Origin of the sequence: Winogradskyella sp. A3E31 (assembly GCF_046720935.1) — a bacterium.
Taxonomy (GTDB): Bacteria; Bacteroidota; Bacteroidia; order Flavobacteriales; family Flavobacteriaceae; genus Winogradskyella.
On record NZ_JBHNWH010000012.1, the window covers coordinates 81,490 to 99,045 of the forward strand.

Genomic DNA, 17,556 nt, shown 5'->3' on the forward strand with positions numbered 1-17,556 from the left:
AAATGGAACTATGGCCGTAGAGACGTTAAAAGTCTCTTAAAAGTAGATGTAATACAGCTTAAAGCCTGTTTTATCGGTGTACTCCACAGTTGGAAAAGGTACTTTAATCGTGTTAAAAACGCTGAATATCGATTTTAAAACTTGAGAATTTGTCTTAATTCGGGTTAAATCAATGTCCAAACTAAGATAATATTGGCGTCTTGGATTTTGGTTTAGAAAAAGCTCATTTTGATCATTTCCGGTGAGCATTCCAGTGCCGCCATAACCCACAGCAAAATTTAACCAATCTGGTAAAAAATTAGTATTCAAAAATGAGTTGATGTTGAAACTCAACCAATACGTTTGTCCATTATAATCTTTAAGAAATTCTTCTGCCAGCCCGTCTCCTAGTTTATCTGGATTTTGAGAAGCAAATTCAGTACGGTTAAAAGAATATTTTAAAGAAATACGTTGTTCGTCCCAAAGTAATTGTTGGCCTACATACAATCCTGTGCCAGTAGCATTGGCTAACATATCTCCCCAAGAAAAACCCCATTCCTCAGAAAATCCATCAAAAACCTCAACGGCTGTTAAAAAGCCAAGCCCTAAAGTAGCACCATAAATTAATTGATCTTTTTCTGAAACACCACTCCAGTTGAGTGCCGTGGCACCTATTCGCCCCAACTGATATGCCGAATACACATGGCCGGCTTTATCTAATTGTAGCCATTCACTGTTGTCATTGGTAGTTTTAAAAGAAGAGCGTTCAAAATCCGCATACCACAATTGGTCTAAGGCAATTAGCGTCGAAGTCGCCAAAGCAGCTTCAGAAATAATAACAAAATTTCGTCTTGGTTTATTTAAGGTGTCACTTGGAGTTAAAAACTGATTAAGTCTCGATTGACTATTCACAGCTGTTAGTGATAATAGTCCAAGACCTATATATAACAGCAATTTTTTCAAAGCCCTATCTTAAAATTCCTTGTTGATTTAAATAATTATGGTACCTCCGTGCATTGGCATTGTGCTGACTCAAAGTCTTGGCAAACTTATGAAACCCCAATCTTTCAGCATCAGCAACAAAATAGAGGTAATTGTGGTTTTCATAATTTAAAACAGCATCAATAGCAGACAAATCTGGCATGGCAATTGGTCCTGGTGGCAATCCTCGATTTGTATAGGTGTTATAAGGAGAGTTAATCTCTTTATGTTTATTCAATACACGCTTAATAATAGTGTTTTTATATTCTGGCAATTGATATGCAGCAAAACGAATTGTTGGATCTGCCTGTAATGGCATACCTATTCGGATGCGATTAAAATACACACCTGCAACTCTTGGCTGTTCAGATTTTTGCTTTGTTTCCTCGTAAACTATAGAAGCCATGGTAATCACTTCATTCGGGGTCATATCTATAGCTTCAGCTTTTTTCAATCTTGAATCATTCCAAAAACGATGGTATTCCTTTAGCATTCTATCTCTAAAACCTTTAGCATCTGTATTCCAGAAAAACTCATAACTATTTGGCAAATACATGCCAAGAGCAGTTTGTTTGTTAAATCCGTTATTCTTTAAAAAGTCCGAATTATTCATGGCTCCCAATAATGAAAGGCTATCAGCTTCAATCTGCTCACCTATCCGTCCCGCTAGCACTTCTAACGAGTTTTGATTATTGAATGAGACTTGAAGCGGAATATTTCGACTTCTTATTGAATTGATGATTTCATTATTGTTCATTCCTTTTTCGATGATAAAACGTCCAGGTTTTACATTAGAAATGTATTTTTTGCGTCTTGCCAGAGCATCAAAAGTATCCATATCTTCTAGGAGAGAATCTAATTGCTGCCTCACAAGAGTGTAATTATCATCCGTAGCGATATGCACATATACCTTTTCACTTTCAAATTTTGTATTAGGTGAAAACATGGCACCGTATATATAGTATGCAATCACCGCAAAAATGACAAGACCGATTAGTGCAACGGCCCAAAGTATTCTTTTTATATACATGTTATTTATTAATCAATTGTAAAAGATATTCGTTGGAGTAGCCTTCAGAAGTATAATTCCAATCTTTTTTAAGTCCGATTTTCTCAAATCCTGCTCTCTCAAATAAACGCAGGCTAGCCGAATTTGTTTCACTAATGTTGCAATAGAGTTGGTGCAGGCTCAATTTTTTAAAACAGTAATCTACCAATAGATTAATAGCTTCTGCTCCATACCCTTTGCCCCTTTGTTCGGGATCTTTTATGATTATGCCTATACCAGCCCGTTTATTCTTAAAATCAAAATCAAAAATATCAATAAGGCCAATGGCATTGTCCTTTTTGTCAGATACCACTAAGCGCAATTGTTTGGCTTCATAAATATCTTGTTTTGCATTCTTAAGGTACTCCTTTATTAAAAAACGAGAGTATGGGGTCAGGGTATTGCTCAATTCCCAGATGGACTCGTCATTCTCTATAGCATGAACAAACTCTAAATCTTCTGGCTCTAAAGCCCGTAAGTAGATATGTTTTCCTTTTAATGTTAACATTCTACTTCACCTTTAAAAACAAAAGTTGCGGCACCAATCAACCAAATATCATGGTAACCTTGATCTGATTTTTTAAAACGAACCGTTAAATCGCCTCCTTGAGTTTTGAGTTGAATAGAATGAGAAGAACTCTTCCCTAAATTATGCATCGCAAGGGCAACAGCCGTAACACCTGTTCCGCAAGATAAAGTCTCGTCCTCTACTCCACGTTCGTAAGTGCGAATGGCAAATCGATTTTTGGAAAGCTGCTTAACAAAATTGACATTAGACCCTTTTTCTCCATAAGTATCTCCATATCTAATTTTAGCTCCTTTTTCTTTAATATTTAAAGACTCAATATTCTCAGTGAGTTCCACATGGTGCGGTGAACCTGTATCCAAAAACAGATGACTTTGATGGTTCTCTATTTTAGAAACATTTTGCATCTGCAATTCTACAATGTCATTAGTTATCTCAGCCTTATGCAAACCATCAATAGCCTCAAAAGTTGCCTTAAACGTAATCAGACCTAAGTCCTTAGCAAAAGCGACAATGCAACGCCCTCCATTACCGCACATGCTACTTTCATTTCCATCAGAATTAAAATACACCATCTTAAAATCTTCAGTAGGGTGATTTTCTAATAGAATAAGCCCGTCGCCACCTATGCCAAAACGTCGGTCACATAAGTTTGCTACCAATATGGCATTATTCTTGTCGAATATAAGCTGACGATTATCGATGATAATAAAGTCGTTTCCTGTGCCTTGATATTTGTAAAATGAAAGTTTCATATTGAAGCGCAAATATAGGAATAATACTGCGGAAATAGAGCTGTTAAATCGTCGTTAAAGTTGAAATTAAAAATCAATAAAAATTTAATTTTAAACGTTAAATAGTATAACTGAAAACTGAACATTATGAAAAAGATTTTATTATTAGTTTGTGTTTCGGCATTAGGTGGTCTATTGACTTTAGGGGGTTACAAATTATTCATTGAAGATGAACAAACCGTAATCGCCGAAGACGCATCGAGTCAAAACGCATTTTTTATCCCAACAAATAACTCAGCTAAAAACCTAACCTACAATGCTGAAAAACCAGATTTAATATCAGCAGCCAATAAAACCATTGACGCTGTTGTACACGTTAAAAATAAAGCACTGGTCAATGGACCAACCTCCCTTTCCGATTTATTTTATGGGCGTCAGAGTCAACGCGCACAAGTAGGAACAGGAAGTGGTGTTATCATCTCTTCAGATGGACACATTATTACAAATAATCATGTTATTGCAGGTGCAAGCGAGCTTTCGGTTACATTGAATAACAATAAGGTATATGCAGCTAAACTTATCGGTACAGATGAAGAAACTGATATCGCACTCATAAAAATTGAGCCAGATGAAGAATTGCCACATGTAACTTTCGGTGACTCGGATAGTTCGCAGATTGGTGAATGGGTATTAGCAGTAGGCAACCCGTTTAATCTAACCTCAACAGTAACGGCTGGTATCATTAGTGCTAAGTCTAGAGACCTATCGGGCGGACAGTCTTTTATCCAAACAGATGCGGCAGTAAACCCAGGGAATTCTGGTGGTGCACTAGTAAATACAGAAGGTCAATTAATTGGAATAAATACAGCGATTACTTCTCAAACAGGTTCTTATATTGGGTATTCTTTTGCGGTACCAAGCAACATTGCACGCAAGATTGTTGAAGATATTATGGAGTTTGGAGATGTACAAAATGGTGTATTAGGTGTTGTTGGTGGTGCATTAAATAGTATTACAGCAGAACGCTTTGAGGTTAATACTACAGAAGGATTCTACGTCAGTGAAGTGCAACGCAACTCTGGTGCTGAAAAAGCAGGAATAAAATCAGGAGATATTATAAAAAGATTGGACAATGTTTCAATTTCCAAATTTTCGGATTTAAGCGGGTATTTAAAAACAAAGAATCCAAATGATGTTGTCAATGTTGAAGTTGAAAGAAATGGTGACTCTAAAATCATCCCTGTGACATTGACAAAAAGTGAAATTCTTTCAGTAGAATTTATGAATATGGAATTACGCGATTTGCCTTCAAACTTTAAAAAGAAGTACGACATTGCCAATGGTGTTATTGTTCAAGACACCCAAAATAAATGGCTTTATTCTAAATTAGGTATTACCAAAGGCTATATTATTACCGGAATAAATGGTGAAAGTATTGAATCGATCGACGACATTCGATCACTAAAGAATAAATATGGTGATGATGTTTTAGAGAACCTTGAGAGTTTAGAATACATCAATAGCCGATTAGAAAAGAAAGAAGTCTTTTTTAGATAAGATAGTAGCTCACAAATAAAATACAAGACCCTTCATACTTTAAATATGAGGGGTTTATTTTTTACTAAAACCATTACGAAAACGTTTGAAATATATTATTTTTGCAAAAAATTTCAGGCCTAAACACTATCCCTGAACAAAAAACACAACAAAAATGAGCAATACAGTGAGTTTTAACAAGACTTATGAAAAGGAACTCGCCTTCCAGGCCGATCGCCGCAGAGCAACAGTAGAATTTATTAAAATCGTTAGTGACCTTTGGTACGACAGATCAATTGAACTGATCATTTTCAGAAACCAATTGATTGATAGAACGGTAAGTGAAATTTTAAATCTGCACGAATATGCTGGGGAGTTTGTACAAAAACCCATTTCAATTTTCGATTCTGTTGAAATAGCAAAAGCGATCAGCCAGCTCGATATGCCACCTGCAAAGCTAGATATCGGTAAATTAACATACGAGTACCATCTCGAAGATCAAAAGTATAGCAATGCTATGGCCTTTGTTGCCAACAAGCTAAAAGATGCTAAAGCATACAAAACCATTCAACCAAAAGATGTTGTGCTTTACGGATTTGGAAGAATTGGACGTTTATTAGCTAGAGAATTAATGACACGTACGGCTAAAGGCAACCAAATGCGTTTGCGCGCTATTGTAACTCGTGGCAGCATTGATGCTACAGTTTTAGAAAAAAGAGCATCGCTTTTACGTAATGATTCTGTACATGGGGATTTTTCAGGCACAGTAGCTATTGATGAAGAAAATAGTGCATTAATTATTAATGGCACTACGGTTAAAATGATTTCTGCTAATGCGCCAGAGGATATTGATTATACAGCGTATGGTATTAATAATGCATTAATTATAGATAACACTGGTGCTTTTAGGGATAAGGAAGCGCTTTCACGCTTACTAAAATCTAAAGGTGCGGATAAAGTATTGCTAACTGCTCCAGGGAAAGGCATTCCGAATATCGTACACGGGGTCAATCATTTAGAAAACAATCCGGATAAAGTAGATATTTTCTCAGCAGCATCTTGTACTACCAATGCAATAACACCAATATTAAAAGCTGTTGAAGATTCTTTTGGAATTGTTTCAGGTCACTTAGAAACCATTCACGCTTACACCAATGACCAGAATTTAGTGGATAATTTTCACAAAAAATACAGACGTGGTCGTGCTGCTGCATTGAATATGGTCATTACTGAAACCGGAGCAGGTAAAGCCGTAAGTAAAGCATTGCCGACTTTAGAAGGTAAATTGACATCTAATGCCATTAGAGTTCCTGTACCAAACGGATCTTTAGCGATTTTAAATCTGAATTTGGAATCTGCGACATCTCTAGAGAGTATTAATACCGTAATGAAAAAATATGCTCTAGAAGGTGACTTAGTAGAACAAATTAAGTACGAAATGAGTGATGAATTAGTATCTAGTGATATTGTTGGTTCTTCTGCACCTTCCATTTATGACAGTAAAGCCACTATCGTAAGAGAAGACGGAAAAAACGTTATTTTGTATATATGGTACGATAATGAATATGGATATAGCCATCAAGTTATTCGCTTGGCAAAATATATTTCTAAAGTTAGACGTTACTCATATTATTAGAATGGCAGGCATCTAAATTTTACTTTTAAACGTATAAACAATAGCCTTACAATTTGTGAGGCTATTTCTTTAAATAAAACTAGAGAAGCATATAAAATTGTTATCTTGCCAAACATAAACGCAACAAAAATTTAAAATCAACTTCAGAAATGAAATTTGTATTACAAACAGCTATCCTACTGGTATTTACATTTAATGTTCAACTCACAAATTCACAAGAAACCGATACCTCTGAGAAGGTTGAGTTAAAACGAAACGAAGGGACCATCGACGACCAATTTGAGTATGTCATTGATAAATCTTACACCTATAGAGGCAACGGTAAAGTTTATAAAAATGTAGAGTACCACTGGTTAACAGAATTGAAAGCTACAACTTTAGATTCTTTAAAAGCTGTACATAAAGACTTGGCAGATACCAAAGCTGTTGTTGAGTCTCAAGCATCAGAAATTGAATCGCTAAAAAGCAACTTGTCTAATACCAAAGACACTCTAGCTGATACAAACCTTGAAAAAGACAGTATGGCTTTATTTGGACTACAAATGAGTAAAACAAGTTATAATGTTTTGCTTTGGAGCATAATTGCTGGACTTTTAGCTTTATTGCTCTTCTTTATCTTTAAATTTAAAAGCAGTAATGCAGTTACACGAGAGGCAAAAAACAAATTGGATGAAGTTGAGTCTGAGTTTGAAGAACACCGAAGGACTGCTCTAGAACGCGAACAGAAAGTAAGACGACAGTTGCAGGATGAAATCAATAAACAGAAGTCATAATGTAATGTTTCAACCATAAAATTAAATCCGTAATTTACTTACGGATTTTTTTATTTATATATGACAATAATAAAAGCAACTATAGAACATCTAAATGATATTACTCCTCTTTTTGATGGCTACCGTAAATTTTATAAGCAAGACTCAGATATTGATGGTGCAAAAGCGTTTTTAAAAGAACGTATTTTAAAAGAAGACTCTGTTATTTTTATAGCCTATAAAAACAATGAAGCGATTGGTTTTACACAGCTTTATCCTCTTTTCTCTTCAGTCTCTATGGAACCGGTGTATCTTCTTAATGATCTCTTTGTGAAAAACAATTATCGTAGTCAAGGTATTGGAGAAGCACTCATCAATGAAGCAAAAAAATTATGTGTAACAGAAAACCAAAAAGGGCTTGCTATACAGACTGCTTTTGATAACCCTGCACAAGATTTATATGAAAGGTTGGGGTTTGTAAAGGATACTGATTTACATTTTTTTTGGTCGATTGACCGAAACCCTTCTTAAAGTTTTGATTATTTTTCATTAAAAAGAATTAACTTGTTGGTTGTAAACCCTTAAGCAAAACAAGACTACTTATAGTTGTTTTAAATTTTTAAACATATGCAAAAACACACTCATTGCTCAAAACGATTAAACCTTTTTCTACTTCTCACTTCTCTTTCTTTATTACTTTATAATTGTAATCAACAAGAAAAAGTAGAAGACACGCAAATTGCTTGGGATACCTGGGGTGTTCCGCACATTACAGCGAACTCTGTTGACGAATTGTTTTTTGCACAAGGTTGGGCACAAATGCACAATCATGCAAATCTTATCTTAGAATTATATGGAAGTTCCAGAGGAAAAGGTGCTGAATATTGGGGGCAATCGAAATTACAAAATGACTTGCTCATTCATACACTTGGTTTCGATGAATTGGCAGAAGAATGGGAACAAAATCAAGATCCCGAACTGAAAGTCATTTACAAAAATTTTGTTGATGGAATGAATGCCTATGCCGAAGCACACCCTGACGCTATTGACGATAAAAACAAAGTGGTTTTGCCTTTAAGCACTAAAGATGTTAATATGCATGGTATGTATGTTGTATTTACCAGATTTATTGGAGGAAACGACTTAGGTCGAGTTCAGCAATGGCCAGATATGGGCTCTAACACATATGCCATTGGGCCACAACGTTCAGCCTCTGGCAACGCAATGCTTGTTCAAAACCCACATTTACCATGGTGGCAAGAATTTCTATTCTTCGAATCGCATCTACAATTAAATGATAAAAACATGTATGGTGCTACACTTGTCGGTTTTCCAGGAATAGCAATTGGCTTTAATGATAATTTGGGCTGGAGCCATACAGATAATACTATAGATAATGCGGATACTTACGAATTAACACTTCAAGATGATGGTTATCTTTTAGATGGTAAAGTAGAAGCGTTAGAAACGTCTTCTAAAATTTTGAAAATTAAGCAAGATGACGGCACATTAATGGAACAGGAAATACCGCTATTAAAAACAGTACATGGACCAGTTGTAAAAAAAACAGATGACAAAGTGCTAGCTATAAGAATGGTTGGTTTAGATAGGCCAAATATGTTTTTACAATGGTGGCGAATGATAAACAGTTCAAATTTTAATGAATTTGAAGATGCTCTTAAAATGGCGCAAATACCTTTCTGGAATGTGATGTACGCAGATAAAGATGATAATATATTCTACCTGTTTAATGGTTTAGTGCCAAAGCGAACGACTGATGAATGGGAGTATTGGGATAGAGTAAATACTGAAGGTAAGTCAGAAGATGTTTGGACAGAAGTCCATGATTATACAGATTTACCAAAAGTAAAAAACCCAACTAACGGATGGTTGCAAAATGCTAATGACCCACCTTGGACAAGCACTATTCCTATGACCCTAAATCCAGATGACTTTCCAGGCTATATGGCACCACAATACATGTCCTTTAGATCACAGCGTTCTGCGCGTATGCTTTTGGAAGATGAGTCCATAACATTTGAAGAATTAGTAGACTATAAATTATCAACTCGTCTAGAGTTTGCTGATAGAATCTTAGATGATTTGTTTACTGCAATTGACTCTTCGAATTCTGAAAAGGCTAAAGAAGCAAAAATCGTTTTAGAGAATTGGGACAGAGAAGCTGATGCGGACAGCAAAGGGATGCTCTTGTTTTATAATTGGGCACGTAAATTTAATGTTTGGAACAATTCAAATTATTCGATTGGCTGGGATGCTGAAAAACCTAATACAACTCCAGATGGCTTAGACAACCCAGAACGAGCTGTTCAATTATTAGAATTGGCTGCTACTGAAATTGAAACCAAATTTGGTAGCTTAGATACAGCTTGGGGAGATTATTATCGCATCAATTATAACGGCAAAAATTTGCCTGCAAATGGTATTGATGGTTCAATGGGAGTATTCAGAGTCGCCTGGCCGGGAGGTGGAGATGAGAATAACATGTTTGTTGGTGGTGGAGACTCTTGGGTCGGAGTCATAGAGTTTGGTGAGGATGTTAAAGCAAAAGTCTTATTATCCTATGGTAATGCTACTCAAAATGATTCCCCGCATAAAGGTGATCAATTAGATTTATTTTCTAAAAAACAATTACGTGATGCATGGTTTACCTCTTCTGATGTAAAAGCAAATTCATCTAGGATTGAAGTAATTTCTGAAAATGGGTTCAAAGAAAAAGAAAAAATTGAATGATTCTTATCCTGATCTTTTAATAACGTAAACCTTTCAAAAATCAAAAGTGCTTTTAATTTTCACTTAAATAGTCGCATCTTTGCACCATGCGCATTGATATCATCACAGTATTACCGGAACTCTTAAAAAGTCCATTTGAAGCATCTATTCTCAAGCGTGCTATAGACGCAGGATTGGTAGAAGTCCATTTTCATAACCTACGGGATTATGCCACGGATAATTATAAGTCTATTGACGATTACCAGTTTGGTGGTGGCGCTGGTATGGTAATGCTTATAGAACCCATTGACAAATGTATTTCTGGATTGCAAAAAGAACGCAATTATGATGACATTATATATATGACCCCAGATGGCACAACTCTAAATCAAAACATCGCTAACCAGATTTCATTAAAAGAAAACATTATCATTCTTTGTGGTCATTATAAAGGAGTAGATCAACGCGTAAGAGACAAATTTATCACACGAGAAATTTCTATTGGTGATTATGTATTATCTGGTGGCGAGTTGGGAGCTGCCGTTCTTTGTGATGCTGTTATTCGGTTAATCCCTGGAGTGTTGGGAAATGAAACCTCTGCCCTAACCGATAGTTTTCAAGATAATTTATTAGCACCACCGATTTACACTAGACCAAGAGAATATGACGGTATGAAAGTTCCTGAAATATTATTCAGTGGAAATTTCCCTGAAATTGAGAAGTGGCGTGAAGAGCAAGCTTATAAGCGGACTAAAGAACGAAGGCCAGATTTATTGGACGAATAGCCAATAGCCAAACAAAAATCTTTTCACTTTCTACTTTTTACTTTTAAACTTTTAATTATCTTTGCACCCAATTTTAGATTAACCTCTGGCGATACCCGTGAATGTTGATTTGGAAAAACCATTAAATAAAATAAAATGAATTCTTTAGTAAAATTTGTTCAAGACGAATTTGTAACACGTAAGGATCTTCCAGAATTTAGCGCTGGTGATACCATCACTGTGTACTATGAAATTAGAGAAGGTGAAAAAGTACGTACTCAGTTTTTTAGAGGAGTTGTGCTACAACGTAAAGGCACTGGTGCATCTGAAACATTTACCATCCGTAAAATGTCTGGTACTGTTGGTGTAGAGCGTATTTTTCCTGTAAACTTACCTGCACTTCAAAAAATTGAAGTTAACAAGCGTGGATCTGTTCGTAGAGCGCGTATCTTCTACTTTAGAGGTCTTACTGGTAAGAAAGCTAGAATTAAAGAAGTTAGAAAATAAGTCTATACTTATAGCGACGTATTATAAAAGAGCCCTGTTTATCAGGGCTTTTTTAGTTATTAACTTTTGTTAATAACTCCCGTGCATAAGATGTGCATATCTATTGTCTTAAAAAATTTGCATTTCTGCAAAAGAAACATACTTTAGCTAAACGATTAACAACAAACAGTGTTTGGTTTTGAAGTAAAATTTAAATTTATGTTAATTGTTATGAAGTAACGTTCTTTATATAAAGGTTTATGTTTTGAGATTACGAAGCCTCTTGTGTAGGCAAGGAAAAGTGGAGTAATCATGAGGGTTTGGTGAGAGCAGCACACGAAAGTAGGTTGTTTGAGTTAGATCTGAAAGTTCTGAAAAAGTATGTGGGATTGAAAGTGAACACAGAAAAGGAAGTACAATGCGGTTTAGCATATCAATTTTTAAACGAGTTGGTAGAATAAAAAGCATCAAAAAGCGTAAATCTAAGAAATGACGAGTATCAGGTCAATACATTTTGAAAGGTACAAGCATTTCGTTGAGGCAGAAGTCGCTTTATCCGAAAAGGGTTTGGTTAATCCCAAATGCGATTTAGAGCAATCTGAATAAGATGAGTAGAACTGTTTCAAAAAAAGCCATGTCAAATTCAGGTAACTGAGTGATATGGCTTTTTGTTTTTACAAAATCTAAAGATTTTGTCATCCTGAATTCGATTCAGGATCTCATACAAACCTACTCGCATCTTTTCAAATCTCAAATTTCCCATAAACCAATAGGATTATAGTAAAACAGTAGGTTTTTCAGATTTTGAAACCGCCCCTTTTTTGTATATTTGCCCAGCCTAATAAAAAGGCACTTATCATTTTATAATCTTAAATCAACACATGGCAAAATCTTCGACTATTTTCTATACTAAAACGGATGAAGCTCCTGCATTAGCAACACGATCCTTTTTACCAATTGTTAAAGCATTTACAAAGTCCTCGGGAATTCAAATTGAAACCAAGGATATTTCATTAGCAGGGAGGGTTTTGGCAGCTTTTCCAGATTTTTTGACGGAAGAACAAAAAGTGTCTGATGCTTTAGCAGAATTAGGTGAATTAGCAAAAAGACCAGAGGCTAACATCATTAAATTACCAAATATAAGTGCTTCTATTCCGCAGTTAGAAGATGTTATCGAAGAACTACAAGCAAAAGGTTTTAATTTACCTGATTACCCTTCAGAACCACAAACTGATAAGGAAAAACAAATTAAAACACGTTACGATAAAATTAAAGGAAGTGCTGTAAACCCTGTACTTCGGGAAGGAAACTCTGACCGCCGTGCTCCAAAAGCAGTAAAAAACTATGCCAAGAAGAATCCACATTCTATGGGTGCTTGGTCTTCGGATTCAAAAACGCATGTTGCCACCATGTCTGAAGGTGATTTTGCTCACAATGAAAAGTCTTTAACCTTACCAGAAGCCACTTCGGTAAACATCATTCACACTGATACGAATGGGCAAAAAACTGTCTTAAAGGAAAATATTGCCTTACTTAAAGATGAAATCATCGATGCCTCTGTAATGAGCAAAACTAAATTATTGGAGTTTTTAAACAGGGAGATTACAAACGCAAAAGAGCAAGACGTTTTGTTATCCTTACACATGAAGGCAACTATGATGAAGGTATCGGACCCAATTATTTTTGGTCATGCGGTACGTACGTACTTTAAATCTGTATTCGATAAGCATCAGGATACTTTTGAAACTATAGGTGTTGATGTCAATAATGGTTTTGGAAATTTACTGGAGAAATTAGAAGAACTACCGGATGACAAACGTAATGAAATAGCTAAGGATATTGATACTGCCATAGAAAATGGCCCTGATTTAGCTATGGTAAATTCTGATAAAGGCATTACCAACTTACATGTTCCAAGTGATGTCATTATAGATGCCTCAATGCCCGCTATGATTCGTACATCAGGCCAAATGTGGAATGCAGAAGGCAAACAACAAGATACCAAAGCCATTATTCCAGATAGTAGTTATGCGGGAGTTTATATTGCAACTATTGACTTTTGCAAAAAGCACGGAGCCTTTGACCCTACAACTATGGGAACTGTTCCTAATGTTGGTCTTATGGCTCAAAAAGCAGAAGAATACGGCTCTCATGACAAAACATTTGAAATAACTTCTAACGGAAAAGTCGAAGTGGTTGATGCCTTTGGGAACACATTAATAGTTCATAACGTTGAAGAAGGTGATATCTGGAGAATGTGCCAAGTAAAAGATGGTCCTATCCAGGATTGGGTAAAATTAGCCGTTACAAGAGCAAGAGCTTCACAAACTCCCGCTGTTTTTTGGTTGGATGACAATAGAGCACATGATGCAGAGTTAATAAAAAAGGTGAATACCTACCTTAAAGATCATGACACCTCTGGTTTAGATATCAGAATTTTATCACCTGTTGAAGCCACTCATTTTACTTTAGAACGTATTAAAGCAGGAAAAGACACCATTTCTGTATCTGGAAATGTATTGAGAGATTATTTAACCGATTTATTTCCAATTCTCGAATTAGGAACAAGTGCTAAAATGTTGTCAATTGTCCCTCTTATGAATGGAGGAGGACTTTTTGAAACAGGCGCAGGCGGATCGGCACCTAAGCACGTACAACAGTTTTTGGAAGAAAATCATTTGCGTTGGGATTCTCTGGGGGAGTTTTTAGCATTAGCAGTTTCTCTAGATCACTTTGCAGAAGTAAATGGTAATGAAAAAGCCCATGTTCTTGGTGAAGCTTTGGATCAAGCTACCGAAAAACTATTAGCAAATAACAAAGGGCCGTCTCGTAAAGTCAATGAATTAGACAACCGAGGTAGTCACTTTTATTTAGCATTGTATTGGGCAGAAGCCTTAGCTAATCAAGATGACAATTCTGACCTAAAACATGAATTTGCCACAGTATTTAAAAAACTACAGGCTCATGAACCAGATATTATAAAAGAACTTACCGATATTCAAGGAGTAGAAATGGATATCGATGGCTATTATTATCCTAATGAGACTTTAGCCTCAAATGCAATGAGGCCGAGCGAAACTCTAAACACAATACTCAATTAAACTTACGTTAAAAAAGCTTCAATCTCTTGAAGCTTTTTTAATTTTAAGCTGCTAATGAAAAAAGAAACCCCTATTCTTTTCCTATTGCTATTGATCTGTTATAGCATATTCGCTCAATCGAAGTACACCATTAGCGGAATAATTTCTGATGCCACTAGTACAGAAACTTTAATTGGTGTTAACATCATCATTCCACAACTACAGACGGGTACTGTCAGTAATGAATATGGCTTCTACTCCATCACATTACCTGAAGGTACTTACAACCTTCAAATTAGTTATTTGGGTTATAAAACTAAGCTTGAAACACTTACTCTAAATAGTGACCAAAAACTAGACATTCAGTTAACAGAAACTGCAGAAGCTTTAGACGAAGTGGTCATTTCGGAAGATGTTGAAAAACTAAATATCAAAAAACCACAAATGAGTGTCAACTCATTGAGCATAAAAACTATTAAACAAATGCCTGTGGTTCTCGGTGAAGTGGATATTATCAAATCCATTACCCTTCTACCTGGAGTCACTAATGCAGGTGAAGGTTCTTCTGGTTTTAATGTGCGTGGTGGTGCTGCCGATCAAAATTTAATTTTATTGGATGAGGCCACTATCTTTAATTCATCTCATTTATTCGGGTTGTTTTCAGTATTTAATCCTGATGCCATAAAAGACATAAAACTCTATAAGGGTGGCATACCGGCGAAATACGGTGGACGGGTGTCTTCAGTTTTAGATATTTATCAAAAAGAAGGAAATAAGAATAATTTTAGTATGAATGGTGGCATAGGTTTGGTGTCGAGTCGTTTGCTGCTCGAAGGACCTCTAAAAAAAGGGAAAGGGTCTTTTCTTTTAGGCGGCCGTAGCAGTTATGCCCATCTCTTTTTCCCATTGTTCGATTTGGATAACAAAGCCTACTTCTACGATCTCAACACCAAATTAAGCTACAAACTGAACGAGAACAACAATATTTATTTATCGGGTTATTTTGGGCGAGATGTCTTCGAAATTGCTGATAGTTTTGAAAACACCTATGGAAACGCTGTTTTTAACTTCCGATGGAATCATTTGTTTTCTGATAAATTGTTTTCAAATCTATCCTTAATATTTTCAGATTACGACTACGATCTAAAACTGAATTTTGTTGAGTTCGATTGGACTTCCGGCATTAGAAACTTCAACCTAAAATATGATTTAAAACATTATATCTCTTCAAACTTTAAACTAGAGTATGGTTTAAACAGTATTTACTATAAATTCAATCCAGGAGATATAAAACCAACAACTGAAGATTCTGGCATCAATCCATTTAAACTTATCGATAAGTACGCTTTTGAAAATGGTTTGTACTTAGACGCAGAACACAAAATAAATGATAAGCTTTCTGTGTCCTATGGAGCACGCTTAAGTACGTTTCATCGTCTTGGACAAGATGAGTTGAATTTATATGAAAATAACAATCCTATTATTTTCAACGAGGACTTACAAGTTTATAAGAAAGCAGAACCAATAGCCACCGAGTCGTTTAGCCGAAGTGATGTTATTGCTTCGTTTGTAAATCTAGAACCGCGATTGTCTCTCGCATATCAATTGAACAACACCTCTTCCATTAAGGCAAGTTATAACAGAATTAATCAGTATCTACACCTATTGTCTAACACAAACGCTCCTACTCCATTGGACGTCTGGGCACCAAGCGGGAAGTTTATTAAACCTCAAAAATTGGATCAGGTCGCCCTAGGTTATTTTAAAACCTTTAAAGATGAAGCCTATGCTCTAGAAGTAGAAACATTCTACAAGGATATTGATAACCGAATAGATTATGTAGATGGCGCAAACCTTATCGCCAACAATGCTATTGAGCAAGTGATCTTAAATGGTGAAGCCAGAGCTTACGGATTGGAAGTATTACTTCGTAAAAACGAAGGAAGATTCAAAGGGTGGTTAGCTTACACGTTATCAAAATCCGAACAACGAACACCAGGCCGGACACCTAACGAAACAGGAATAAACAACGGACAATGGTACAATACACCTTATGATAAAACACACGATATTAGTCTAACAGGCAGTTACAACCTCAATAAAAAATGGACGATAAATTCCAACTTTTTATTACAGACCGGGCAACCATCAACATTCCCTAATGCACAGTACCAATATAATGGTATCACCGTTCCCGTTTACGAGGCTCGAAACTCGAGCAGATTACCCACCTATCATCGATTAGACCTTTCCTTAAACTATACCCCAAAACCAGAAAGTAACAAACGACTTAAAGGCGAATGGGTGTTTAGTGTGTATAATATATACAACAGAAAGAATGCTGTGAATATCACTTTTAGAGAGAATAGAATGTCTGGTATTAATGAAGCAACACGTTTGGCTCTTTTCGGGATAATTCCATCTGTTGCCTATAATTTTAAGTTTTAATCATGAAGAAAGCTATAGTTCTAATCATTATTTCTTTGCTGGTCACCAATTGTGAAGATCCTATTGATGTGGATTTAAATACCTCTGAACCAAGACTTGTTATTGATGCCTCAATAAATTGGTTTAAAGGCACAACAGGCAATGAACAGAGTATTAAATTGTCATTGACTGCTCCGTTCTTTGATAATGACATTCCGCCAGCTAATGGTGCTACAGTTGTAGTCTCAGACACTAATGGCAATGAATATAATTTTTTTGAAGAAGGAGTTTCTGGGATTTACAGGAACACTACATTTATTCCTGAAATTGATATGACCTATACCCTAACAATTAATTATAATAACGAAATTTACGTTGCCTCAGAAACCCTTAAATCGGTTGTACCAATAGATTTTATTGAACAAAAAGATGATGGTGGGTTTTCGGGTGAGGATATAGAACTTAAAGCGTTTTATACGGATCCGGTAGGTGAGGAGAATTATTATTTCTTTGAATTTATTAGTGACATTCCTGTTATACCGACTTTAGAAGTGTACGAAGACCGCTTTACAAACGGCAATCAAATTTTTGGGTTCTATACCGAAGAAGATCTGGAAAGCGGAGATGAAGTTACTATTAGAAACTATGGCGTTTCCGAGCGATTTTACGAATTCATGTTCATTTTATTACAGCAAGGTAGCGAGGAAAGCGGCGGCCCTTTTGAAACACAACCTGCAACTGTTAGAGGTAATTGCATCAACACCACTAACCCAGACAATTTCCCTTTTGGATATTTTAGAGTATCCGAAGTTGATGAAGTCATCTACACTGTAGAATAGTATTTATTCAAAACACAAAGAATCTATTTCAATTTAAT

The 17,556-nt window shown here is 35.8% G+C and carries 14 protein-coding genes; 10 read left to right on the forward strand and 4 right to left on the reverse strand.

From position 1 onward, the window contains the following. Positions 1–36: 36 nt before the first annotated feature. The 4 genes from ACFEMA_RS14280 to dapF are packed head-to-tail and all read right to left on the reverse strand — an operon-like array spanning position 37 to position 3,289. Positions 37–942, reverse strand: a complete 906-nt coding sequence (locus tag ACFEMA_RS14280; protein WP_411768886.1) for a DUF2279 domain-containing protein — start codon at positions 940–942, stop codon at positions 37–39. A 4-nt stretch (positions 943–946) separates the two neighbouring features. Continuing rightward, entirely contained in the window at positions 947–1,990 is a 1,044-nt protein-coding gene (gene mltG, locus ACFEMA_RS14285) for an endolytic transglycosylase MltG (protein WP_411768887.1), read from the reverse strand. Position 1,991: 1 nt separating this feature from the next. Next, complete coding sequence (locus tag ACFEMA_RS14290) at positions 1,992–2,516, reverse strand: GNAT family N-acetyltransferase (protein WP_411768888.1); 525 nt, start codon at positions 2,514–2,516, stop codon at positions 1,992–1,994. Beyond that, positions 2,510–3,289 (reverse strand): diaminopimelate epimerase, encoded by a 780-nt coding sequence (gene dapF / locus ACFEMA_RS14295; protein WP_411768889.1) that lies wholly within the window; start codon positions 3,287–3,289, stop codon positions 2,510–2,512. The genes ACFEMA_RS14290 and dapF overlap by 7 nt, the downstream gene beginning before the upstream one ends. A 126-nt stretch (positions 3,290–3,415) precedes the next feature. Between dapF and ACFEMA_RS14300 the strand changes: the two genes are divergently transcribed. From ACFEMA_RS14300 to ACFEMA_RS14345, 10 genes are all read left to right on the forward strand, one after another. After that, positions 3,416–4,825 carry a trypsin-like peptidase domain-containing protein gene (locus ACFEMA_RS14300; protein ID WP_411768890.1) on the forward strand — a complete coding sequence of 470 codons (1,410 nt, stop codon included), beginning with the start codon at positions 3,416–3,418 and terminating at the stop codon, positions 4,823–4,825. A gap of 166 nt (positions 4,826–4,991) precedes the next feature. Further along, on the forward strand, positions 4,992–6,440 hold the full coding sequence (locus tag ACFEMA_RS14305) for a glyceraldehyde-3-phosphate dehydrogenase (RefSeq protein WP_411768906.1): 1,449 nt from the start codon (positions 4,992–4,994) through the stop codon (positions 6,438–6,440). Positions 6,441–6,589: 149 nt separating this feature from the next. Then, positions 6,590–7,213: a tRNA (guanine-N1)-methyltransferase gene (locus tag ACFEMA_RS14310; RefSeq protein ID WP_411768891.1), complete on the forward strand. Its 624-nt coding sequence runs from the start codon at positions 6,590–6,592 to the stop codon at positions 7,211–7,213. Positions 7,214–7,273: 60 nt separating this feature from the next. Further along, positions 7,274–7,723 (forward strand): GNAT family N-acetyltransferase, encoded by a 450-nt coding sequence (locus tag ACFEMA_RS14315; RefSeq protein WP_411768892.1) that lies wholly within the window; start codon positions 7,274–7,276, stop codon positions 7,721–7,723. A 96-nt stretch (positions 7,724–7,819) separates the two neighbouring features. After that, the gene (locus ACFEMA_RS14320; RefSeq protein WP_411768893.1) at positions 7,820–9,943 is read left to right on the forward strand and encodes an acylase; all 2,124 of its coding nucleotides are present in this window, start codon (positions 7,820–7,822) and stop codon (positions 9,941–9,943) included. Between the two features lie 86 nt (positions 9,944–10,029). After that, a complete protein-coding gene (gene trmD / locus ACFEMA_RS14325; RefSeq protein WP_411768894.1) occupies positions 10,030–10,707 on the forward strand; it encodes a tRNA (guanosine(37)-N1)-methyltransferase TrmD in 678 nt (225 codons plus the stop codon). Between the two features lie 135 nt (positions 10,708–10,842). Further along, the gene (rplS, locus tag ACFEMA_RS14330; RefSeq protein ID WP_411768895.1) at positions 10,843–11,193 is read left to right on the forward strand and encodes a 50S ribosomal protein L19; all 351 of its coding nucleotides are present in this window, start codon (positions 10,843–10,845) and stop codon (positions 11,191–11,193) included. An 860-nt stretch (positions 11,194–12,053) separates the two neighbouring features. Further along, complete coding sequence (locus tag ACFEMA_RS14335) at positions 12,054–14,273, forward strand: NADP-dependent isocitrate dehydrogenase (protein WP_411768896.1); 2,220 nt, start codon at positions 12,054–12,056, stop codon at positions 14,271–14,273. A gap of 54 nt (positions 14,274–14,327) precedes the next feature. Continuing rightward, a complete protein-coding gene (locus tag ACFEMA_RS14340) occupies positions 14,328–16,700 on the forward strand; it encodes a TonB-dependent receptor (protein WP_411768897.1) in 2,373 nt (790 codons plus the stop codon). 2 nt (positions 16,701–16,702) lie between these two features. Next, a complete protein-coding gene (locus tag ACFEMA_RS14345; RefSeq protein ID WP_411768898.1) occupies positions 16,703–17,518 on the forward strand; it encodes a DUF4249 domain-containing protein in 816 nt (271 codons plus the stop codon). Positions 17,519–17,556: the final 38 nt, after the last annotated feature.